This window comes from Serratia sp. NPDC078593, assembly GCF_050268245.1.
Taxonomy (GTDB): domain Bacteria; phylum Pseudomonadota; class Gammaproteobacteria; order Enterobacterales; family Enterobacteriaceae; genus JBNNGK01.
The window spans coordinates 417,117-438,202 of the sequence record NZ_JBNNGK010000001.1; the positions used below are offsets into that span (position 1 = coordinate 417,117).

The 21,086-nt window shown below is 50.0% G+C and carries 23 protein-coding genes and 1 tRNA gene; 12 read left to right on the forward strand and 12 right to left on the reverse strand.

Going from position 1 to position 21,086, the window contains the following annotated elements; genetic code table 11:
• Positions 1–286: 286 nt before the first annotated feature.
• The 5 genes from frdA to blc all read left to right on the forward strand — a co-directional run bounded on the left by frdA (position 287) and on the right by blc (position 4,208).
• Positions 287–2,083: a fumarate reductase (quinol) flavoprotein subunit gene (frdA, locus tag ACQKDS_RS01885; RefSeq protein WP_399664191.1), complete on the forward strand. Its 1,797-nt coding sequence runs from the start codon at positions 287–289 to the stop codon at positions 2,081–2,083.
• Positions 2,076–2,810: a succinate dehydrogenase/fumarate reductase iron-sulfur subunit gene (locus ACQKDS_RS01890; protein ID WP_399664189.1), complete on the forward strand. Its 735-nt coding sequence runs from the start codon at positions 2,076–2,078 to the stop codon at positions 2,808–2,810. The genes frdA and ACQKDS_RS01890 overlap by 8 nt, the downstream gene beginning before the upstream one ends.
• Positions 2,811–2,826: 16 nt before the next feature.
• On the forward strand, positions 2,827–3,219 hold the full coding sequence (frdC, locus tag ACQKDS_RS01895) for a fumarate reductase subunit FrdC (protein WP_399664186.1): 393 nt from the start codon (positions 2,827–2,829) through the stop codon (positions 3,217–3,219).
• 12 nt (positions 3,220–3,231) lie between these two features.
• Positions 3,232–3,591 (forward strand): fumarate reductase subunit FrdD, encoded by a 360-nt coding sequence (gene frdD / locus ACQKDS_RS01900; protein ID WP_399664183.1) that lies wholly within the window; start codon positions 3,232–3,234, stop codon positions 3,589–3,591.
• An 86-nt stretch (positions 3,592–3,677) separates the two neighbouring features.
• Positions 3,678–4,208, forward strand: coding sequence for an outer membrane lipoprotein Blc (gene blc / locus ACQKDS_RS01905; protein ID WP_399664180.1), 531 nt, complete (start codon positions 3,678–3,680; stop codon positions 4,206–4,208).
• Here the strand turns inward: blc and sugE are convergent.
• The 4 genes from sugE to efp all read right to left on the reverse strand — a co-directional run bounded on the left by sugE (position 4,205) and on the right by efp (position 5,770).
• Entirely contained in the window at positions 4,205–4,522 is a 318-nt protein-coding gene (gene sugE, locus ACQKDS_RS01910; RefSeq protein ID WP_399664177.1) for a quaternary ammonium compound efflux SMR transporter SugE, read from the reverse strand. The genes blc and sugE overlap by 4 nt on opposite strands.
• A gap of 225 nt (positions 4,523–4,747) precedes the next feature.
• On the reverse strand, positions 4,748–4,879 hold the full coding sequence (locus ACQKDS_RS01915) for an entericidin A/B family lipoprotein (protein WP_399664174.1): 132 nt from the start codon (positions 4,877–4,879) through the stop codon (positions 4,748–4,750).
• A gap of 121 nt (positions 4,880–5,000) precedes the next feature.
• Complete coding sequence (locus ACQKDS_RS01920) at positions 5,001–5,132, reverse strand: entericidin A/B family lipoprotein (RefSeq protein ID WP_399664170.1); 132 nt, start codon at positions 5,130–5,132, stop codon at positions 5,001–5,003.
• A 71-nt stretch (positions 5,133–5,203) separates the two neighbouring features.
• Complete coding sequence (gene efp, locus ACQKDS_RS01925) at positions 5,204–5,770, reverse strand: elongation factor P (RefSeq protein ID WP_399664167.1); 567 nt, start codon at positions 5,768–5,770, stop codon at positions 5,204–5,206.
• A 42-nt stretch (positions 5,771–5,812) separates the two neighbouring features.
• Between efp and epmB the strand changes: the two genes are divergently transcribed.
• On the forward strand, positions 5,813–6,841 hold the full coding sequence (gene epmB / locus ACQKDS_RS01930; protein WP_399664164.1) for an EF-P beta-lysylation protein EpmB: 1,029 nt from the start codon (positions 5,813–5,815) through the stop codon (positions 6,839–6,841).
• Positions 6,842–7,042: 201 nt separating this feature from the next.
• Here epmB and ACQKDS_RS01935 read toward each other — a convergent pair whose 3' ends face one another.
• The 4 genes from ACQKDS_RS01935 to ACQKDS_RS01950 form a co-directional block, all read right to left on the reverse strand.
• Entirely contained in the window at positions 7,043–7,387 is a 345-nt protein-coding gene (locus tag ACQKDS_RS01935; protein WP_399665122.1) for a DUF4156 domain-containing protein, read from the reverse strand.
• Positions 7,388–7,809: 422 nt separating this feature from the next.
• The gene (gene groL, locus ACQKDS_RS01940; RefSeq protein ID WP_399664162.1) at positions 7,810–9,462 is read right to left on the reverse strand and encodes a chaperonin GroEL; all 1,653 of its coding nucleotides are present in this window, start codon (positions 9,460–9,462) and stop codon (positions 7,810–7,812) included.
• A gap of 45 nt (positions 9,463–9,507) precedes the next feature.
• Positions 9,508–9,801 (reverse strand): co-chaperone GroES, encoded by a 294-nt coding sequence (locus tag ACQKDS_RS01945; protein ID WP_399664159.1) that lies wholly within the window; start codon positions 9,799–9,801, stop codon positions 9,508–9,510.
• 149 nt (positions 9,802–9,950) lie between these two features.
• Entirely contained in the window at positions 9,951–10,442 is a 492-nt protein-coding gene (locus tag ACQKDS_RS01950) for an FxsA family protein (protein ID WP_399664156.1), read from the reverse strand.
• 347 nt (positions 10,443–10,789) lie between these two features.
• On the opposite strand from ACQKDS_RS01950, the gene aspA reads away from it, so the two are divergent.
• From aspA to ACQKDS_RS01980, 6 genes are all read left to right on the forward strand, one after another.
• Positions 10,790–12,226, forward strand: coding sequence for an aspartate ammonia-lyase (gene aspA / locus ACQKDS_RS01955; protein ID WP_399664153.1), 1,437 nt, complete (start codon positions 10,790–10,792; stop codon positions 12,224–12,226).
• A 225-nt stretch (positions 12,227–12,451) separates the two neighbouring features.
• Positions 12,452–13,753 (forward strand): anaerobic C4-dicarboxylate transporter, encoded by a 1,302-nt coding sequence (locus tag ACQKDS_RS01960; protein WP_399664150.1) that lies wholly within the window; start codon positions 12,452–12,454, stop codon positions 13,751–13,753.
• 127 nt (positions 13,754–13,880) lie between these two features.
• On the forward strand, positions 13,881–14,204 hold the full coding sequence (cutA, locus tag ACQKDS_RS01965; protein ID WP_399664147.1) for a divalent cation tolerance protein CutA: 324 nt from the start codon (positions 13,881–13,883) through the stop codon (positions 14,202–14,204).
• On the forward strand, positions 14,180–15,892 hold the full coding sequence (locus ACQKDS_RS01970; protein ID WP_399664144.1) for a protein-disulfide reductase DsbD: 1,713 nt from the start codon (positions 14,180–14,182) through the stop codon (positions 15,890–15,892). The genes cutA and ACQKDS_RS01970 overlap by 25 nt, the downstream gene beginning before the upstream one ends.
• Positions 15,893–15,932: 40 nt before the next feature.
• Positions 15,933–16,508 (forward strand): division control transcriptional repressor DicD, encoded by a 576-nt coding sequence (gene dicD, locus ACQKDS_RS01975; protein ID WP_399664140.1) that lies wholly within the window; start codon positions 15,933–15,935, stop codon positions 16,506–16,508.
• A 160-nt stretch (positions 16,509–16,668) separates the two neighbouring features.
• Positions 16,669–16,744: transfer RNA gene (locus ACQKDS_RS01980), tRNA-Phe, on the forward strand.
• A gap of 330 nt (positions 16,745–17,074) precedes the next feature.
• On the opposite strand, the gene ACQKDS_RS01985 is transcribed toward ACQKDS_RS01980, so the two are convergent.
• The 4 genes from ACQKDS_RS01985 to ACQKDS_RS02000 form a co-directional block, all read right to left on the reverse strand.
• A complete protein-coding gene (locus ACQKDS_RS01985) occupies positions 17,075–17,875 on the reverse strand; it encodes a hypothetical protein (RefSeq protein WP_399664137.1) in 801 nt (266 codons plus the stop codon).
• A 114-nt stretch (positions 17,876–17,989) separates the two neighbouring features.
• Complete coding sequence (locus tag ACQKDS_RS01990) at positions 17,990–18,799, reverse strand: hypothetical protein (RefSeq protein ID WP_399664135.1); 810 nt, start codon at positions 18,797–18,799, stop codon at positions 17,990–17,992.
• A 234-nt stretch (positions 18,800–19,033) separates the two neighbouring features.
• Positions 19,034–19,546 (reverse strand): fimbrial protein, encoded by a 513-nt coding sequence (locus tag ACQKDS_RS01995; protein ID WP_399664132.1) that lies wholly within the window; start codon positions 19,544–19,546, stop codon positions 19,034–19,036.
• A gap of 848 nt (positions 19,547–20,394) precedes the next feature.
• Positions 20,395–21,024, reverse strand: coding sequence for a DUF2238 domain-containing protein (locus tag ACQKDS_RS02000; RefSeq protein WP_399664129.1), 630 nt, complete (start codon positions 21,022–21,024; stop codon positions 20,395–20,397).
• Positions 21,025–21,086 lie beyond the last annotated feature (62 nt).

Sequence of the window (21,086 nt, forward strand, 5' to 3'; positions counted from 1 at the left end):
ATATAAACCACTACTAATAAGGTTAATAAAAGGTAAATGGAATAAAAGACGTTATTTTCTCAGTAATGCCTCTGGCGAAACGAATAAAAGACAAAACAATCGATCACATCAAATTTCTACTACTTAACTTTAGGTATAGTCAAACCCCTATAATTGGTAGGAGTTATCTATCCTTAACGTTTAAAGGTAAAACAAAGCGCCATTTGATTAGCAGTCGAATTATTTTCTTAATTTTAAGTATAGATAGTTAATTTGCCGTTTTTAACAAGCTTACTGGAGGAATGCAGTGCAAACCTTTAATGCCGATCTCGCCATTATTGGCGCCGGGGGCGCAGGACTACGCGCAGCGATAGCCGCTGCGGAGGCCAATCCCCAATTAAAAATCGCTCTGGTCTCAAAGGTCTATCCAATGCGAAGCCATACGGTTGCTGCGGAAGGCGGATCAGCCGCGGTCACCCAAGATCACGACTCCTATGATTACCACTTTAATGACACGGTCGCCGGGGGCGATTGGCTGTGCGAGCAAGATGTGGTGGACCACTTTGTTCATAGCTGCCCACGCGAAATGACCCAACTTGAGCAATGGGGCTGTCCGTGGAGCCGAAAACCTGACGGCTCAGTCAACGTACGTCGTTTTGGCGGCATGAAGATCGAACGGACGTGGTTCGCAGCCGATAAAACCGGCTTCCATATGTTGCACACCCTGTTCCAAACCTCGCTGAAATACCCGCAAATCCAGCGCTTTGATGAGCATTTCGTCCTCGACATCATGGTGGATGACGGCCAGGCGCGCGGTCTGATCGCCATCAATATGATGGAAGGCACCCGCGTGCAAATTCGCGCCAACGCCGTGGTGATGGCCACCGGCGGCGCAGGCCGCGTTTATCGCTATAACACCAACGGCGGTATTGTGACCGGCGACGGTATGGGGATGGCATTCCGCCACGGCGTACCGCTGCGCGATATGGAGTTCGTCCAGTATCACCCAACGGGCCTACCGGGATCCGGGATCCTGATGACCGAGGGCTGCCGTGGTGAAGGCGGTATCTTGGTGAATAAAGACGGCTACCGGTATTTGCAAGATTACGGTATGGGCCCAGAAACACCACTGGGTGAACCAAAGAATAAGTATATGGAGCTTGGCCCGCGTGACAAAGTGTCACAGGCGTTTTGGCACGAATGGCGGGCTGGCCGCACCGTCGCTACACCGCGCGGTGATGTGGTCTATCTGGATCTACGTCATCTGGGCGAGAAAAAACTGCTTGAACGTTTGCCGTTCATTTGCGAACTGGCCAAAGCCTATGTTGGCGTGGATCCGGTGAAAGATCCGATCCCCGTCCGCCCTACCGCACATTATACGATGGGCGGTATTGAAACCGATCAACACTGCGAAACACGCATCAAAGGGCTCTTCGCCGTGGGTGAATGCTCCTCTGTCGGTCTGCACGGTGCTAACCGCCTCGGCTCTAACTCGCTGGCAGAGCTGGTGGTCTTTGGCCGGGTGGCCGGTGAACATGCGGCACGCCGTGCGTTAGAAAGCAGCCCGGCAAACGGCAGTGCGCTGGATGCTCAGAGCCGTGATGTAGATACCATGCTCAGCAACTTAATGAAGCAGGAAGGCAACGAAAACTGGTCGAAGATTCGTGATGAAATGGGCCTGTCGATGGAAGAAGGCTGCGGCATTTACCGCACGCCAGAGCTGATGCAAAAAACTATCGATAAGCTGTCGGAGCTGAAAGAGCGCTTTAAACGGGTAAAAATCACCGACACGTCAAGCGTGTTCAATACCGACCTGCTGTACACCATTGAGCTCGGCCACGGGCTTGACGTGGCGGAATGTATGGCCCACTCGGCCTTCAACCGTAAAGAATCGCGCGGCGCTCATCAGCGTCTGGATGAAGGCTGTACCGAACGTGACGACGTTAACTTCCTGAAACACACGCTGGCGTTCCATAATCCGAACGGCGTGCCTCGCTTGGAGTACAGCGACGTGAAAATTACCAAACTGCAACCGGCCAAACGTGTTTACGGTGCTGAAGCCGACGCACAGGAGAAAAAGGATAAGGAGCAGGCGAATGGCTGAGATGAAAACCCTGAAAATCGAGGTCATGCGTTATAACCCGGAATGTGATGCTGAGCCGCATTTTGAAACCTATAACGTACCCTACGATGAACAAACCTCGCTGCTGGATGCGCTGGGCTACATCAAGGATAACCTAGCGCCTGACCTTTCTTACCGTTGGTCATGCCGTATGGCAATTTGCGGCTCGTGCGGCATGATGGTCAACCGCGTACCGAAACTGGCGTGTAAGACGTTCCTGCGCGAATACACTGACGGCATGAAGGTGGAGGCCTTGGGTAACTTCCCGATCGAACGTGATTTGGTGGTCGACATGACCCACTTTATCGAAAGTCTGGAAGCCATTAAACCGTATATTATTGGCAACGATCGCAAACCGGAAGACGGGCCAAACGTGCAAACTCCGGCGCAAATGGCAAAGTATCACCAGTTCTCTGGCTGCATTAACTGTGGCCTGTGCTACGCCGCTTGCCCACAGTTCGGCCTAAACCCTGAGTTTATTGGCCCGGCGGCGATCACCCTGGCGCATCGCTACAATCTCGATAACCGCGACCACGGTAAGCAACAACGTATGCCACAGTTGAACGGCCAAAATGGCGTCTGGAGCTGTACGTTTGTGGGTTACTGCTCTGAAGTCTGCCCGAAACACGTCGATCCCGCCGCCGCTATCCAGCAGGGTAAGGTTGAAAGCGCTAAAGACTTCATGATCGCCATGCTGAAGCCGCAATAAGGGAGAGGAGACAGCCATGACAACACAACGTAAGCCTTATGTGCGTACGATGACGCCAACCTGGTGGCAAAAACTGGGATTTTATCGTTTCTATATGCTGCGTGAAGGCACCTCCGTATTGGCGGTGTGGTTTAGCATCGTCCTACTTTACGGCGTATTCGCGCTGAAGGGCGGGCCGGAAGGCTGGGCCGGCTTTGTTGGTTTCCTGCAAAATCCGTTGGTGCTGCTGATTAATATCATCGCACTCTTGGCCGCCGCACTGCATACCAAAACCTGGTTCGATCTGGCGCCCAAAGCAGCCAACATCGTGGTCAACAGTGAGAAAATGGGGCCAGGGCCCATCGTTAAAGCCCTATGGGCAGTGACCATCGTGGTGACCGTGGTCATTCTCGCCGTCGCGCTACTGTAATTCGGAGGAAACATGATAAATCCTGCACCAAAACGCTCTGATGAACCGGTTTTCTGGGGATTATTCGGCGCTGGCGGCATGTGGGGCGCCATCGTCGCTCCGGCCATCGTATTACTTGTTGGCATCTTACTGCCGCTTGGTTTGTTCCCTGGCGATGCACTCGGTTACGACCGCGTGCTGGCTTTCTGTCAGAGCCTAATTGGTCGGCTATTCCTGCTGTTGATGATTATTTTGCCACTATGGTGTGGCCTGCACCGTATTCATCACGCCATGCACGACCTTAAAATCCATGTGCCAGCCGGTAAATGGGTGTTTTACGGTCTGGCAGCTATCCTCAGCGTCGTTACACTCATCGGTGTCGTAACGCTCTAGCCCTTCTGGCGGCTAACGACCGTTAGCCGCCCTGCGTACTTTTCCGCTACACTGTTTATCCTTCCCTTGGTAAACAGGAGTTACCCATGCGTTTGTGGTCAAAACTTTGCATGATGCTTCCCGCACTGCTGTCCGTTGCCTGTAGCGTTTCACCGCCGAAGGACGTCAAGGTGGTTGATAACTTCGACACCAAGCGCTATCTCGGCACCTGGTATGAAATAGCCCGGCTCGATCACCGCTTCGAACGGGGTTTGGAGCAGGTTACAGCGAATTACAGCCCACGCGAAGATGGCGGCCTGAAGGTGCTCAACAAAGGGTTTAATCCGAAAAAACAGCAATGGCAGGAAAGCGAAGGCAAAGCCTACTTTATCGGTTCTCCGCAGGTGGCATCACTCAAAGTCTCGTTTTTCGGCCCCTTCTACGGTGGCTATAACGTCATTGAATTAGATGCAGATTATCGTTACGCGCTGGTCTGCGGGCCAAACAGAGATTACTTATGGATCTTGTCGCGTACGCCAACATTAGACGCTGACGTACGCGATACACTGCTAAAAACGGCCCAAGGTTACGGGTTTGCAATCGATAAGCTGATTTGGGTTAATCAAAACGGCAATTAATGACTGCTGAATTTCAGCCCGAGAATACCAACGATAATCAGGCACAGACTCAAAATACGCATGATATTGGTCGATTCGCCAAGCAGAACCATCCCCATAATTGCCGCCCCAACGGCACCGATACCGGTCCATACCGCGTAGGCGGTGCCTGCGGGCAGCGTTTTCATCGCATTAGCCAATAGCACCATACTGACCACCATCGCCACGATAGTGATAACACTGGGTGTCAGACGGGTAAAACCGTGGGTATATTTCAGGCCGATAGCCCAGACAACTTCCAATAAACCAGCAATAACAAGAATAATCCACGCCACGAGGTAGGCTCCAGGAAGAGTGGGGTCGTCCCCTGAAAAATGATGCGCAGGAAGGCCGTCCAACCTGGCTGAATGAACGGAGAAATGATAACTCAGATTAGAGTCTAGAGAACATTGAAAAATGAGGCTTAATGCGCGGCAGACAATACACTGGGTATTCCACAATAGCCAAAAACATCAACGCCATTTTTAAGCAGTGGAATACCACAGAGAATATAAAACGCGTTACTGTGCGCTGCGTTGAATCGCCTCGCCACCCGCCTGAACATCTTTACCGATGCCTTCGGTGGTGTTACATGCGGTCAGTGAAGACAGGACTAACAAAGAGAAAATAGCGATAATACTTTTCTTCATCATAAGAAAATCCTTATTAATTAGTGACGAAAAGATACAACACTCTTAGTTTAGTCAAAATTGGTATGAGTTGCCGTTATAAACAGATTTTTCTGCATGACTCTGTTCGCAATGCTTAACTTTATCAGCTCGCACCACGAGAAATAGCGCTACCTAAATGTTGTACGTCTTCGCCAAAACCGCGGAAGGTGTTGCAACCGCTAAGTGACATCAACAACATCAAGGAAATAATGGCCAACCACGTTTTCTTGATCATGCCTATTCTGCCAACACTCAAGGAGGTAGGATTAAAACGAGGGAATCGCCATGATCCCCTCGAGTTGATACTTATTTAACGCGTGATACGTATTCGCCAGAGCGGGTGTCAACTTTGATCACTTCGCCGATCTGCACGAACAGGGGCACTTTAACCACGGCGCCGGTAGATAACGTCGCAGGTTTGCCGCCAGTACCGGCCGTATCACCTTTCAGACCTGGATCGGTATCAACGATTTCCAGCTCTACGAAGTTTGGTGGGGTCACAGCAATAGGCTGGCCATTCCACAGGGTCACGATACATTCAGCCTGATCCAGCAGCCATTTAGCGTTATCGCCAATCGCTTTCTGATCGGCTGCCAGTTGCTCGAAGGTTTCGTTGTTCATGAAGTGGTAAAACTCACCGTCGTTGTACAGGTAAGTCAGGTTCATATCCATAACGTCCGCGCCTTCGGCGGAGTCAGTCGATTTAAAAGTTTTCTCTACGCGAGTACCGGTCAGCAGACGGCGCATTTTAACGCGTGCAAACGCCTGGCCTTTACCCGGTTTAACGAACTCACTGGACTCAACCGCGTAAGGCTCGCCCTCGAACATGATTTTAAGACCCGGACGGAAATCGTTGCTAGAATAAGTCGCCATAATGGCCCTCTTAATATTTTAACTGGTAGCTTAGCCAAAAAAATGGCACACATTGTAACCCAAAACATCGCAGATAGAGAAGAATGGTTGCATCAACTCGCCGATGTTATTACTGACCCCGATGAACTACTGCAGCTGTTGTCACTTGATACGCACCCGGTGTTACCGCAGGGGCGCGAAGCACGACGCCTGTTTCCGCTGCGAGTGCCGCGGGCATTTGCCGCTCGCATGCGTAAGGGTGATGCCAACGATCCGCTGTTACGTCAAGTTTTGACCGCCAGCGAAGAGTTCATTACTGCCCCCGGCTTCACCACCGATCCGCTGGATGAACAACGTAGCGTCGTTCCAGGGCTGCTGCATAAGTATCACAACCGTGCGCTGCTGCTGGTAAAAGGCGGTTGTGCGGTCAATTGCCGCTACTGTTTCCGCCGCCATTTCCCCTATCAGGATAACCAAGGCAATAAAGCCAACTGGCGTCTGGCTATCGAGTATATCCGCCACCAGCCGGAACTGGATGAAATTATTTTCTCCGGCGGCGATCCCTTGATGGCAAAAGATCATGAATTGGCCTGGTTGATCGGCGAATTAGCAGCGATCCCACATCTAAAGCGGCTGCGCATTCACACGCGTTTGCCCGTTGTGATCCCGGCGCGCATCACTGATGAGCTATGCCAGCTGTTGGCGGATTCACGCTTACAGGTGTTAATGGTGACGCACATCAACCACGCCAACGAAATAGACGACGCTTTACGCACCAGTATGTCGCAACTGCGCCGAGCAGGCGTAACGCTGCTCAACCAAAGCGTACTTTTGCGTGGTATCAATGATGATGCCGAGACTTTAGCCGAACTAAGCAATGCACTGTTTGATGCCGGGATTTTGCCCTATTACATTCATGTATTGGATAAAGTCCAAGGTGCCGCGCATTTCATGGTCAGCGATGATGAAGCGCGAGCAATTATGAAAACCTTACTGGGAAAAATATCAGGTTATCTGGTACCACGCTTGACCCGCGAAATCGGCGGCGAGCCCAGTAAAACACCGTTGGATTTGCGCCTGACACAGGCCTAATTTAAACACGGAGAATGCAAAAAATAAGGGGATGGTAACGTCGTCTGATGGCCCGAAATAGCCGCGGCTCACAGTACGAGGGGCTTCCGGCAGCTTACGCGACGCTCCCATCGTTACGCTCTCGCTGATAACCGGTTTTTCAACCTCTAAAAAGGAATGCCGTGGCATTCCTTTTTCTTTTAATATGAATCGGCTACACCATTACGGGCATTTATAAACTTGGCCAATCATTTTACTGTCGAGCGGAGCAAAACTTGAAAGTAGGTTCTGGCTTGGGCTTGTCGCACCATAAATCACATTGCCCCCCATCGCCGCAGCCTTATTGCGCAGATCGTTAGCTGCACCGCGCAGACCACCGCTTTCAGCATTGCTACCAGCCAACCAGTTGCTTTGGGTACCGGTCGCTTCACCCACCAGCTGACATTCTGCCGCCGGTTTAGTGTCGGTAAATTTAATCTGCTGACCTGCACTGGTCAGTTCATTGGTGGTGCTGCATCCTGCCAACAGCAAGGCTGCCGACAGTCCCAGTAAGGCTTTAATCCGCATCTTGTTCCCCATATGATGTTGAGAATTACGCAAAAGCTTATCAGAAAGCGATGCCATCTCTTAAGCTTCCGTTGCCGCATGTCGCGGGTCAACGCATTGAGCGATGGCTGATAATCTATCAGTTTACACGCTAAATCTGTTCGGTTTGTAAAAATATCATCAAATACAGGTGCGGCAACGCTCACAACATGCGTCGCTGCTTTTTCACCTTGCTCAACGAACGCTTTAGCGCGACAAAAACTACCCGCGGATTTAGCGCAATTCCCTCGTGCCGCACCCAATTAAAATAAAAACGTTAATCCAATAAGGAGACACGTAGCGCAGCCCACTGCCTTGTTCTCGACGCGACGGTGTCAGCCATCAAGACATAAAAAAACCCCGGCTCATCACCGGGGTTCTAGTAGAACAGTATTTGGGGAGGGTTACATCATGCCGCCCATGCCACCCATACCGCCCATGCCACCCATACCTGCAGCGCCCATGTCGCCTTTATCTTCTTGCGGCAGGTCGGTAACCATACATTCGGTAGTGATCATCAGACCAGCCACAGATGCGGCATACTGCAGAGCAGAACGCGTAACTTTGGTTGGATCCAGGATACCCATGCCGATCATATCGCCGTACTCTTCAGAGTAAGCGTTATAACCGTAGCTGCCTTCGCCTGCTTTCACGTTGTTCGCGATAACAGAGGCTTCTTCACCGGCGTTGATCACGATCTGACGCAGTGGCGCTTCCATTGCACGCAGTGCAACTTTGATACCCACGTTCTGATCTTCATTGTCGCCTTTCAGGCCAGCAATTTTACCTGCTACGCGGATCAGCGCTACGCCACCGCCGGCCACAACGCCTTCTTCAACCGCAGCACGGGTTGCGTGCAGCGCATCTTCAACGCGGGCTTTCTTCTCTTTCATTTCAACTTCAGTTGCTGCGCCCACTTTGATAACGGCTACGCCGCCAGCCAGTTTAGCGACACGCTCCTGCAGTTTTTCGCGATCGTAGTCAGAGGTCGCTTCTTCGATCTGCTGACGGATCTGGGTAACACGGCCCTGAATGGTCGCTTCGTCGCCCACACCATCGATGATGATGGTGGTGTCTTTGTTGATAACAACGCGTTTAGCCTGACCCAGATCTTCCAGGGTAGTTTTTTCCAGCTCCATACCGATCTCTTCAGAGATCACGGTACCGCCAGTCAAGGTTGCGATATCTTGCAGCATCGCTTTACGACGATCGCCGAAGCCAGGTGCTTTAACCGCAGCCACTTTCACGATGCCACGCATGGTGTTAACCACCAAGGTAGCCAACGCTTCGCCTTCAACATCTTCCGCTACGATCAGCAGTGGTTTGCCCGCTTTCGCTACGGCTTCCAGTACTGGCAGCATTTCACGGATGTTAGAGACTTTCTTGTCTGCCAACAGGATGAACGGGCTTTCCAGCTCAACAGAACCGGTTTCAGGCTTGTTGATGAAGTATGGAGACAGGTAACCGCGATCGAACTGCATACCTTCTACCACGTCCAACTCGTCTTGCAAGCCGGTGCCTTCTTCAACGGTGATAACGCCTTCTTTACCTACTTTTTCCATCGCTTCTGCAATCAGTTTACCCACGGTTTCGTCGGAGTTTGCAGAGATGGTGCCGACCTGAGCAATGGCTTTGGAGTCAGAGCAAGGTACGGACAGTTTTTTCAGTTCTTCAACCGCAGCGATAACCGCTTTGTCGATACCGCGCTTCAGATCCATTGGGTTCATGCCCGCCGCAACGGCTTTCAGACCTTCGGTGATAATGGATTGAGCCAGTACGGTTGCAGTAGTGGTGCCGTCACCCGCCGCGTCGTTCGCTTTAGAGGCAACTTCTTTCACCATTTGTGCGCCCATGTTTTCGAACTTGTCTTCCAGTTCGATTTCACGCGCAACAGACACGCCATCTTTAGTGATAGTCGGTGCGCCGAATGATTTATCCAGCACTACGTTGCGGCCTTTCGGGCCCAACGTCACTTTCACTGCATCAGCGAGAACATTCACACCGCGAAGCATTTTTACACGCGCGTCATTGCCGAATTTTACGTCTTTAGCTGCCATTGGTATTTCCCTTCAACTCTTTTCAGTTCAGAAGATAAAGCGCAATTACGCTTCAACAATTGCCAGAATGTCGCTTTCGGACATGATCAACACTTCTTCATTGTCGATCTTCTCTGCTTTCACGCCGTAACCGTCGTTGAAAATCACGATATCGCCCACTTTCACATCCAGTGGTTGCACACTACCGTTTTCCAGAACGCGCCCTTTGCCGATGGCGACGACTTCACCACGAGTGGATTTACCCGCTGCAGAGCCAGTCAGTACGATGCCGCCAGCAGATTTTGATTCAACTTCTTTGCGCTTGACGATAACGCGGTCATGCAATGGACGAATACTCATTGAACGCTCTCCTGTAAGAAGGTCTGTATCAGATTTAGGGTTGTGCACCGGATTATCATATTTACCGGCCTCGTGGGAAATGAGATGGGGGCATTCCATTTCCCTTCAAGGGCCCAAGTAAAAAATTTTTTTGCTTGGGCAAAATTCAATTAACGATCGTCACGTTTGTCATTCTCATCTGAGCGATGCTCAAGCGTACGCTGCTCGTCTTCCTTACGCTGAAACTCACCGTCAAAGGTATTGCCGTTGGCGGCATCACCACCCTGCCCCCAACCGCCGGGGCGATACACCGACAAATGTGGCATCAGTTTCAGCGTCAGCGATTTCTGCACCGGCGGTAACAACAACAGCAAACCGAGAAAATCGGTAAAGAAACCGGGAACCAGCAGTAAGAAACCCGCCAACACCAGAGAAACACTTTTCACCATTTCCGCCGCAGGGCTTTCACCAGCGGCCAATTTCTGCTGCATCTGCACAAAGGTTTTCATGCCCTGATTACGAACCAGAGACACACCAACGCAAGAAGTGAAGATCACCAGCAACAGGGTAACGGCGACGCCCAACACGTCGGCGACTTTAATAAATAGCGATACTTCGATGTAAACCAACAGAAATATCAGCAAAAACGGTAACCAGCGCACCGCGTTCTCCTTCAGATGACTTCGCGTACCCGCGCAGCGGCGCATACGTGAAAAAGGGAGCCTGAATCAGGCGGATTTTATAACAATGGGGGCAGTCCGCAGACATTTCAACCAGACCTCGACTTTTATTGCTAGAGTTAGCGAACGTGAATGCGATCACAAAATACAAAAGCAGTGGTTTTTGAAGTTTCAGATAGTGATCTGGGTTCATTCATTTATTCCAAAGCAGCATATGATCTGGGCTGCAACAATTGCAGTGGTCAATACTTCGGCAGTTGAAGCTCACGGCGACATAAATTAGTTAACAAACAAATAATTAATTCGGCAGCAACATAGAGAAGGTTCTCATGTCAAACAACATTCGTATCGAAGAAGACCTGCTAGGAACACGTGAAGTACCCGCAGAAGCCTACTACGGTGTTCATACTCTGCGTGCGATTGAAAATTTTTATATCAGTAATAGTAAGATCAGTGACGTTCCTGAGTTTGTCCGTGGCATGGTCATGGTGAAGAAAGCCGCAGCGCTGGCTAACAAAGAGCTGAAGACCATTCCGCGCAAAATCGCCGATACCATCATCCAGGCATGCGATGAAGTTCTGGATAAAGGCAAATGTATGGATCAATTCCCGGTGGATGTGTTCCAGGGCGGTGCGGGCACCTCTCTGAACATGAACACCAACGAAGTGCTGGCGAATATCGGCTTGGAGCTGATGGGGCATCAGAAAGGAGAATATCAGTACCTGAACCCCAACGATCACCTAAATAAAAGCCAATCAACTAACGATGCCTACCCTACCGGTTTCCGCGTCGCGGTCTATACCTCGATCATGAAACTGAACGATGCCATCAACCAACTGCGCGAAGGCTTCGATCGTAAAGCGAAAGAGTTTGAAACAATTCTGAAGATGGGTCGTACCCAATTGCAGGATGCCGTGCCCATGACGTTAGGCCAAGAGTTCCACGCGTTTAGCGTTCTGCTCAGCGAAGAAATTCGCAGCCTACAACGCACCTCAGAATTGCTGCTGGAAGTAAACCTAGGCGCGACCGCTATCGGCACTGCGCTGAATACGCCAGAAGGTTATCAACACCTGGCAGTGCAAAAACTGGCGGAGGTCAGTAACCTGCCCGTCGTACCAGCAGAAGATTTGATCGAAGCGACCTCTGACTGCGGTGCCTATGTAATGGTACACAGTGCGCTGAAACGCCTGGCGGTAAAACTGTCCAAAATTTGTAATGACCTTCGCTTGCTGTCTTCCGGGCCACGCGCTGGCCTAAACGAAATCAACTTGCCGGAATTGCAGGCAGGCTCTTCGATCATGCCAGCCAAAGTGAACCCGGTTATTCCAGAAGTGGTGAACCAGGTATGCTTTAAGGTGATCGGCAACGATACTTGCGTTACCATGGCCGCTGAAGCAGGACAGTTACAGCTTAACGTGATGGAACCGGTGATTGGTCAGGCGATGTTCGAGTCAGTCCACATTTTGACCAATGCGTGCTACAACCTGCTGGAGAAATGCATCAACGGCATCACCGCCAATAAAGAAGTCTGTGAGCATTACGTGTTCAACTCCATCGGTATCGTGACCTATCTGAACCCCTTCATTGGCCACCACAACGGTGATATTGTTGGCAAGATCTGTGCGGAAACCGGCAAGAGTGTGCGTGAGGTGGTGTTAGAACGCGGCCTGTTGACCGAAGCCGAGCTGGATGACATCTTCTCCGTTGAGAATCTTATGCACCCGGCCTATAAAGCGAAACGCTACACTGATGAAAATGAACAATAACAGAAACATCCGGTAGCCATAAAGGCACGCTAAATCCTCTGGATAGCGTGCCTTTTTACTTTCTAGCGCCCACAAAATTTTAACTTTTTATTTTCATATATCCAAAGTAATCCACATTTCAGCACCAACGTCTGCCACGTAGACCGGCAACGTGAGCGAAAATAGCAATCGGGCTGTAGTTCGTAAAACAAAGAGATAAAACTTCATGTTGAGGAGTAACACACTATGTTAGCGGTGGAATTGATTATCGTTCTGCTGGCCATTTTTTTGGGGGCCAGATTGGGCGGTATCGGCATTGGCTTTGCAGGGGGCCTTGGGGTTTTAGTTCTGGCGATAATCGGGGTTAAGCCAGGCAATATTCCCTTTGACGTCATCTCAATCATTATGGCGGTTATCGCTGCCATTTCCGCGATGCAGGTTGCGGGGGGAATGGATTATCTGGTGCAGCAAACAGAAAAGTTACTGCGTAAAAATCCTAAACACATTACCGTCCTCGCGCCCATTGTGACCTATTTCCTGACCATTTTTGCCGGTACAGGTAACATCTCGCTCTCCGCACTGCCGGTGATCGCCGAGGTCGCAAAAGAACAAGGCATCAAACCCTGTCGCCCACTCTCAACCGCTGTCGTTTCTGCACAAATTGCCATAACCGCCTCGCCCATATCCGCCGCAGTGGTGTATATGTCCTCGGTGATGGAAGGGCACGGTGTGAGTTATTTGCATATGTTGATGGTCGTGATCCCTTCGACCTTCTGTGCCGTATTATTGATGTCGCTACTGGTGAGTTGGATTTTTGACTCCACGCTGTCAAACGATCCGGTTTACCTGAAACGATTCGAAGAAGGGTTGGTTACCCTGCGCGGTAACAACGTTATCGAAATCAAACCGCGCGCTAAAGCGTCTGTCTTGCTGTTCCTGCTTGGCGTCCTGTGCGTAGTAGCCTACGCTATCATCAACAGCCCAGGCCTTGGTCTAGTCGCCAAACCGCTGATGAATACCACCAACGCCATTCTTATTATTATGCTGAGCGTTGCTACCCTCACCACACTGATGTGCCGTGTAGACACCGATGCAGTGCTCAATTCCAGTACATTTAAAGCGGGGATGAGTGCCTGTATCTGTATTCTGGGCGTCGCTTGGCTGGGCGATACATTCGTTCAAGCCAACATTGATTGGATCAAAGAAACGGCAGGCAGCGTCATTCAGGCTCACCCGTGGCTGCTAGCCGTGATCTTTTTCTTCTGTTCGGCATTACTGTATTCCCAAGCAGCGACCGCCAAAGCACTGATGCCGATGGCGCTGGCGCTGAACGTCAACCCACTGACCGCCATCGCCTCTTTCGCGGCGGTTTCCGGCCTGTTTATTTTACCCACCTACCCAACGTTGGTCGCCGCCGTACAAATGGACGATACCGGCACCACCCGCATCGGACGCTTTGTGTTTAACCATCCCTTTTTCATTCCCGGAACGATGGGCGTGATCTTCGCGGTGGTATTCGGCTTCCTGCTGGGCAGCGTGATTTTATAATCCATCAAACGGGGCCGCACTTGGCCCCGCATGCCTCATCTATTTTCCCTCTGGTGATAAACTCACCTTCTAGCCGTTCTGCCTTCAGGGTATAGTGCCTACAGATAACGGTTGAGAAGGAGTGAACATGTCTGATTGCGAAGCTGTCGTCATACTCTGTACCGCACCGGATGAAGCCACGGCGCAAGAGTTGGCCGCGCGCGTGCTGGGTGAGAAATTAGCCGCCTGCGCCACACTGTTACCCGGAGCTTCATCGCTGTATTACTGGGAAGGGAAACTGGAACAGGAATACGAAGTGCAAATGTTGTTTAAAAGCGATCAACAACATCAACACGCCCTGCTTAACTACCTGAAACAACATCACCCATATCAAACGCCCGAGTTGTTGGTGCTGCCGGTGATGGCTGGAGATAAAGACTACCTGTCATGGATCAACGTATCATTAAACTGATTTTTCTGCTTTGCAGCCTGTTTTTTTTGCCGTGCGGCGCCCAGGCCTCCCTGTTCAACGCAACGGGTGGTAGCCAGTTTGTCCCTGTCGACCAAGCCTTTGCCTTCGATTTTCAACAAAAAGGCCACCAGCTGACGCTAAACTGGACAATCCGCCCCGGTTATTATCTGTATCGACAACAAATAAAACTCCTGCCTCAGCAGGCGCAACTCCATTCCCCGACGCTGCCTGACGGGCTCCGCCATAAAGATGAATTCTTCGGTGAGGTGGAAATTTATAAACACCAGCTGACGCTGCCGCTAAACCTACAACAGGCCGCTAGCAATGCCAGTTTAAGCGTTACGTATCAAGGCTGTGCCGAAGCCGGTTTTTGCTATCCCCCTGAAACCCGGGTGATCCCGTTAGACGCGGTAGCGGCTAGCACCACACCGCCCTCCCCGGCAACGGCGTCTTCACCAACAACGCCAGCGAATCTGCCCTTTTCTCCACTGTGGGCACTATTAATCGGCATCGGAATCGCTTTTACACCGTGCGTATTGCCGATGTATCCGCTAATTTCCGGCATCATTCTTGGCCGTGAACGGCCACATAGCAGCGGTCGCATTTTGGTGTTGGCGGTAGTGTACGTGCAGGGGATGGCGCTGACTTATACCCTGCTCGGCTTAGTGGTGGCCGCTGCGGGGCTACAATTCCAGGCAGCATTGCAACACCCTTATGTGTTGATCGGCCTTTCGGTGCTGTTCATCGCGCTGGCGCTGTCGATGTTTGGCCTCTATTCACTACAACTCCCCTCCTCAGTGCAAACCAAACTGGCTAGCTGGAGCAATACCCAACGGGGCGGCTCATTGGCTGGCGTGTTTGTGATGGGCGCATTGGCCGGGCTTATCTGCTCTCCCTGCACCACAGCGCCGCTCAGCGCAATACTGCTCTACATCGCGCAAAGCGGCAATATGTGGGCCGGTGGCGGGACGTTATACTTATACGCACTCGGGATGGGTATTCCACTGGTGCTCGTGACATTATTCGGCAATCGACTGCTTCCGCGCAGCGGCCCGTGGATGCAATATGTCAAAGAAGCGTTCGGTTTCGTTATCCTGGCACTTCCGGTGTTCCTGCTCGAGCGCGTGATCGGCGATATCTGGGGTTTAAGGCTGTGGAGCCTGCTTGGGCTGGCATTTGCCGGCTGGGCATTCGTGCTCAGTTTACGCGCCTCACAAGGCTGGGCCCGTGTTGTGCAATTATTGTTACTGGCAGCGATCGTCATCGTCGCACGACCATTACAAGACTGGGTTTTCAGTGCAAACAGCACGCATCAGGCGACGCAACAGCACTTGAGCTTTACGCGTATCAGTAATCTGGATCAACTCAATCAGGCGTTACAACAGGCACAGGGCAAACCTGTCATGCTGGATTTATACGCCGACTGGTGCGTTGCTTGTAAAGAGTTCGAGAAATACACCTTCAGCGACACTGCCGTGCAAGCACGCTTAGCCGACACCGTATTGTTGCAAGCAGACGTGACGGCCAATAACGCCGAGCAGGCAGCGTTATTGAAGCAATTAAATGTCTTGGGATTACCGACCATTTTGTTCTTTGATGCCAAAGGCCAAGAACTGCCGGCCGCCCGAGTCACTGGGTTCATGGACGCGCAGACGTTTGATGCACATTTGCAGAAAACAGTACCGTAAACGACACTGAGTTTCAGAAACAGTATTTGGAGGGTTACCCGTGCAACGCGAACATGTTCTTGATACGGCACTGGAATTATTGGAGCAACAAGGCTTGGCAACCACCACGCTGGAAATGCTGGCAGAGAAACTTAGCGTGCAGCCCACTGATTTCACACCATTTTGGCCAAACCATGAGGCCTTATTGTATGACTGTCTGCGTCATCACGGGCAACAAATTGATACCTGGCGTCGCCAACTTTTGCTCGACGAATCCCTTAGCCCGCAGCAAAAGTTACTGGCACGTTATGACATCTTAGCGGAGTACGTTAAAAACGAACGCTATCCCGGTTGTCTGTTCATCGCCGCCTGTAGCTTCTTCCCGCAACACGATCATCCGATCCATCAGTTGGCGGAGCAGCAAAAGGCGACCTCACTGGCGTTGACTCGTGACCTACTTCGGGAAATGGATGCGGATGATGCTGACATGGTTGCGCAACAGATGGAGCTGATTCAGGAGGGCTGCCTGAGCAAACTCCTGATTAATCGCCAACTTCAGGATGTATCCGTCGCGAAACGGCTCGCAGAGGATATTTTGCAAGTTGCGCAATGCCGTAAGAATGGCGCCTTAAGCTAACAACTGCCCTACCCATGACCTATACGGTAAGCTGAATTGACCGTATAGGTATAAAGTTTAGACATCTTGATTGAAAAGCCAGCGAACGCGACGATTTTTAGCAGTTTATGACATAAAGCCATTGACGCCAACAGGGCTTTACGGTTTAATGCTGCGCGTTGCCCGGATAGCTCAGTCGGTAGAGCAGGGGATTGAAAATCCCCGTGTCCTTGGTTCGATTCCGAGTCCGGGCACCATCATTCAAAGAACCCGCCCAAAAGGCGGGTTTTTGCTTTCTGAGCCAACGCATTCTACGATCCCTTGTCTCAACTCCACGCCTATTACCACTCATTCTGCATTTAAAGCGCATTGGATAGGTGGAATAAAAGGAATTGGCAGGTTGATCTCGCCGCCATGAACGCAATATGAATAGCTGAAATTCTTTAAAAAAGGATATCTCGAGTTTCTGCACAAACATCCTTGTTACGCTCTGCTCATATGCACGGCGAATCAAACGGTTAAGCCTGATAAGGATTCTGCTGCCGTGATGTCTGTATGTAGAATCAGGCTCCTACGCCGTACAAGCTTTATAATATCGTTGCCTGCAAAACGATAAAAGCATCGTGTCTCCCCGGTGTAACATCACCTTGGCCGAACAACGTCACGGAAACCTTCGGATCGAGGGGTTGGTTCCCGTACACCTTGAGCGCCACACCGTCAGCACCCGGCTTTGTTCCCACGTTTACGGCTCCCCGTACACCATTTTTAAAATCAATAAATGATGTTTGATCCATTGGGTTAACGGCCTTCAGGCTCACGGTAGTGTCTTGGTCACACTTAATGGTACTTTGAATACGAACGAAAGCACCTTTCTTAATGGATTCATTGCTGTACCTGCCGAGATCTTGCCAGCCCCGCGTGTTGATCGAGCATTTGGCATCTGGCGGAGGAGGCATCAGTTCCGGAGGGAGTGTGTTATGAGTATCCAGATCTAGAACTATAACGGTTCTTTTATTGACGACCTTGATTCTGATCGACTCGTTCTCCTCAACGTTGCAGCGACTCCCCCTAGGCAAGAACCCAAGGGTCGTAGAAAGTATACCGTTAATCTTACTGATATCCGGTGGGGGACTTGTCGGGTCGAAAATCGCATAGTCCAGCGTTCCGCCATAAGTATAATTCACGCTGGGGCAAACGCTCACTATCATGTGCGTGTAATTTCTCGTATCAGCGGTGGGACTGGGTCCTAAAATGACCGTTACACTTGATCCACGTAACTTGTTGATAGCTATTTCATTCGGAGCAGTCTCAGCCATCGTACGAAGAGAGATCATCCCTAACACGATCCATAATACGGCAAGTCGTGTGCGAGTCTTGTTGGTAGCCACTGTTGAGGTCCTTAAGAAGTGTGAAATGCGAGGTGTTATCAGGTTTCGTTGGTATTTATCATGCATGTCGTTTGCATTCTCACTGCTTAGATACCGTACTCGTGCACATGCGCTTTATAATATCGTTGCCTGCAAAACGATAAAAGTATCGTGTCTCCCCGGTGTAATATCTCCTTGGCCAAACAACGTCACGGAAACCTTCGGATCGAGGGGTTGGTTCCCGTGCACTTGGAGCGCCACACCGTCAGCACCCGGCGCTACTCCCACGTTTACGGCTCCTCGTACACCATTTTTAAAATCAACAAATGATGTCTGATCTATTGGGTTAACGGCCTTCAGGCTCACGGTAGTGTCTTGGTCACATTCAATGGTACTTTGAATACGAACGAAAGCACCTTTCTTAATGGATTCATTGCTGTACCTGCCGAGGTCTTGCCACCCCTGCGCATTGATCGAACATTTAGCAGGTACCGGAGTGGGCTTGGAACAATGTTCAACAACAACATTATCCCATTGCAGGATGTTATTGATTCCCGGCTGGACCACCACACCATTGGGTTTTATCTGCCCAAATTGAATATTCTCGCTATACACCACACTCCGGTATGGTTGGCCTTTTGGGTTGGCAGTTGAGTTAGGGAGCAAATGGCCGCGTGCGAAGGCAGCGCTTGCTAACATCCGCATCTTATTTCCAGAACAGTCCTTACATGTAACTAGCCCAGAAATCGGACTCGAACTGTAGTATTGACTGGTTTCTCCGAGGGCAAAAACTCCCGTATTTCGCCCATTCTGATAAAAGGTTTGGGTGGACATTCTGCCCCCATTTGCATCACCAGTGATGGTCATGATGTTGTTGCAGATTTTCAACACCGGTGCAGAGACCACAAGCTTGCAGTGAAATCCTGTTAATATGATGATTGTCATCCGAATAATCTCTCTCCAGCACATGGCGGCTCCTCTCATGACTTTTTATGACCTTAAATGGTTAGAAACTCACGATCTTCCCTCCATGTTATCCTCAACTTTTCGCCTCCCGACACTATCCATAGCCCTTCGGGGCACACCATTACTCCAGCCAGTCAAAAATCCACTAATCTGGGTGTTATTCAGTTGCCTCTCAACCCATAGGTCAAAAGTCATAGAACATACTCAGCCCTGTCATTGGTAATCCACTTTCATCGTGGCTGCAGCCGTGAACTCACCGGCAATCAGAATTCCGCTACTCTGTTTAACCGGCACGGCCCACAACTCAGGCACTTTCGGGTAGGTAAAATTCAGCCAAGTGTTAATCGGCCTTTTTGTGCTGCCCTGTTGTATCTGAATGCCCAGTGCTGGATGGTTGGTTTGTAGTAGCGTGCTATCAAAGCTCGCGCCATTCCCCTCAATCTGCAGTTTCATCGCGTTAGAGGGCGCATCCTTACAATCCAACGTGTAATGCACCGGCATGCGGTAATGGTTACCATTCACCTGGGTGGTCACTACTTCCCCAAACTCTACCGTGATGACCTGGTTATTGTTAACAGTACAGGTTGGTGCCTCGATGGTAACCGTCAATTGGATAGCTACCGCCTGAATATCCTTAGCCGCTGACACCACACCACTTTCCAATAACAGTGGAATAAGCTGGCCAATTAAAAAAGTGGTAATTAAGCTTTTTACCTTATTATGCATTGTTCATCCTCACTCATAACACCTGAAAAAGCCGCCACAGCCCAGAGACAGTTTGCGTCTTAACCAATTCGTTTCTGCAGGATCTACTTAATGCTGCGGCATAATTCGAATTATTTAAAGTGTGTATGATAAAAATCACTTAGACTCACAAAATCGTCGTATAAAATAGTAAAAATTAAGTATTAGCTCGCATCCACCCAACACCTATTAACAGATAATATGGTATATTATAAATGACAATTATATTTTGTATTGAATCAGCTAACACCTAGTCTATGAAAACCATGATGACATTCAGCCTGCGAACGCTTCTCGGCTCTGCCATGCCAATTCAGCAATGGAAATATGATAACATCATATAAACCATCAGCAACCTGCCTTAAATAAACGCCTGAATTTAGAATTAAAAACCAACAAAACAAAAATAAAAAGAATAATATTCCAATGCATTAGAATAAAACACATTATTACAAATTTTCATATATCATCTAAAAAATAAACGTAACGCACTAAAAAAGACATTATCAATAAGAACTCATTTTTTATCGTCTCTCGGTGATAAACATCATCTACATCTGCAAAAATCCACTATATGAGACCTTCGTCGATAATAAAGACCTAAGGATAAACACCGCCTATATTCAAAAAACAAAAATATTAACGCTATGCTATAGAATACTCATGTATCAATAAGAAAAAGAAACCTTACTCCATAAAGAATAATTGTTGGCAAGGGATTAAAGCTAAACAAAAGAGTTACCGATAAAAATTGCACCTTATTCGGTTGCATGTGTAATTTTTGAGTGCAGTTTGATATCGGCATTTTCATACTTGCCAGGACCTTGCTATCAAGGTTGTCTTCTTAACCGCGTGATTTGTCGCGTTTGCCAGCGGCCAAATAACAGCAATCCACTCAACGCCCCTAATAGCGCACAGAACATATCTGACTGTGTATCCCATTGATCGCCCTGCGTGCCGAGAAACTCGTCGGCTCCCTGTCCAAGGCTCAGCGCTGCCGCCCATTCAATCAGCTCATACAGCGCACTGATTGCCAACGCAATGCAACACACCACAAAGCCCAGCATCTTGCCACCGCGGACGTAATCGCCCCGGAGTAAGATCTCGCGAGCCACCAGCGCCGGCACCAATCCTTGAAAGAAGTGACCAAGCTTATCATAGGGATTCCTGCTCAAACCCAACCACTGCTGAACCTCGAAGCCCAATGGCACGCGTGCATAAGTGTACAGCCCCCCCACGATCAGAATCAGCGCGTGCAGGAAGATAAGCGTATACAGCAACGGCGTTAAGGGATAGCGATGACGGGTAAAATACAACAAGGGCAGAACGATCATCACCGGCAGCACTTCCATCAGCCAAGTGAGAGGCTCATACGCGTAGGTCCCAGAATAAATCAGTAAAGCGATCAGAATCACTGCGGCAATAAATAATATCGCCGATAACCAACGTTCAACGGGCATAGAATCCTTCCATAAAGGCCGAAAGTTCTCGCCAGTATAGCCCAATCCCCGTTACGTAGAGA

Excerpts from the sequence above, each read along its gene's own strand:
- ACQKDS_RS01890 (WP_399664189.1), top strand. The coding sequence starts at position 2,076 with ATGGCTGAGATGAAAACCCTGAAAATCGAGGTCATGCGTTATAACCCG.
- frdC (WP_399664186.1), top strand. The coding sequence starts at position 2,827 with ATGACAACACAACGTAAGCCTTATGTGCGTACGATGACGCCAACCTGG.
- frdD (WP_399664183.1), top strand. The coding sequence starts at position 3,232 with ATGATAAATCCTGCACCAAAACGCTCTGATGAACCGGTTTTCTGGGGA.
- blc (WP_399664180.1), top strand. The coding sequence starts at position 3,678 with ATGCGTTTGTGGTCAAAACTTTGCATGATGCTTCCCGCACTGCTGTCC.
- ACQKDS_RS01915 (WP_399664174.1), bottom strand. The coding sequence starts at position 4,879 with ATGATGAAGAAAAGTATTATCGCTATTTTCTCTTTGTTAGTCCTGTCT.
- ACQKDS_RS01920 (WP_399664170.1), bottom strand. The coding sequence starts at position 5,132 with ATGATCAAGAAAACGTGGTTGGCCATTATTTCCTTGATGTTGTTGATG.
- efp (WP_399664167.1), bottom strand. The coding sequence starts at position 5,770 with ATGGCGACTTATTCTAGCAACGATTTCCGTCCGGGTCTTAAAATCATG.
- epmB (WP_399664164.1), top strand. The coding sequence starts at position 5,813 with ATGGCACACATTGTAACCCAAAACATCGCAGATAGAGAAGAATGGTTG.
- ACQKDS_RS01935 (WP_399665122.1), bottom strand. The coding sequence starts at position 7,387 with ATGCGGATTAAAGCCTTACTGGGACTGTCGGCAGCCTTGCTGTTGGCA.
- groL (WP_399664162.1), bottom strand. The coding sequence starts at position 9,462 with ATGGCAGCTAAAGACGTAAAATTCGGCAATGACGCGCGTGTAAAAATG.
- ACQKDS_RS01945 (WP_399664159.1), bottom strand. The coding sequence starts at position 9,801 with ATGAGTATTCGTCCATTGCATGACCGCGTTATCGTCAAGCGCAAAGAA.
- aspA (WP_399664153.1), top strand. The coding sequence starts at position 10,790 with ATGTCAAACAACATTCGTATCGAAGAAGACCTGCTAGGAACACGTGAA.
- ACQKDS_RS01960 (WP_399664150.1), top strand. The coding sequence starts at position 12,452 with ATGTTAGCGGTGGAATTGATTATCGTTCTGCTGGCCATTTTTTTGGGG.
- cutA (WP_399664147.1), top strand. The coding sequence starts at position 13,881 with ATGTCTGATTGCGAAGCTGTCGTCATACTCTGTACCGCACCGGATGAA.
- ACQKDS_RS01970 (WP_399664144.1), top strand. The coding sequence starts at position 14,180 with ATGGATCAACGTATCATTAAACTGATTTTTCTGCTTTGCAGCCTGTTT.
- ACQKDS_RS01990 (WP_399664135.1), bottom strand. The coding sequence starts at position 18,799 with ATGACAATCATCATATTAACAGGATTTCACTGCAAGCTTGTGGTCTCT.
- ACQKDS_RS01995 (WP_399664132.1), bottom strand. The coding sequence starts at position 19,546 with ATGCATAATAAGGTAAAAAGCTTAATTACCACTTTTTTAATTGGCCAG.
- ACQKDS_RS02000 (WP_399664129.1), bottom strand. The coding sequence starts at position 21,024 with ATGCCCGTTGAACGTTGGTTATCGGCGATATTATTTATTGCCGCAGTG.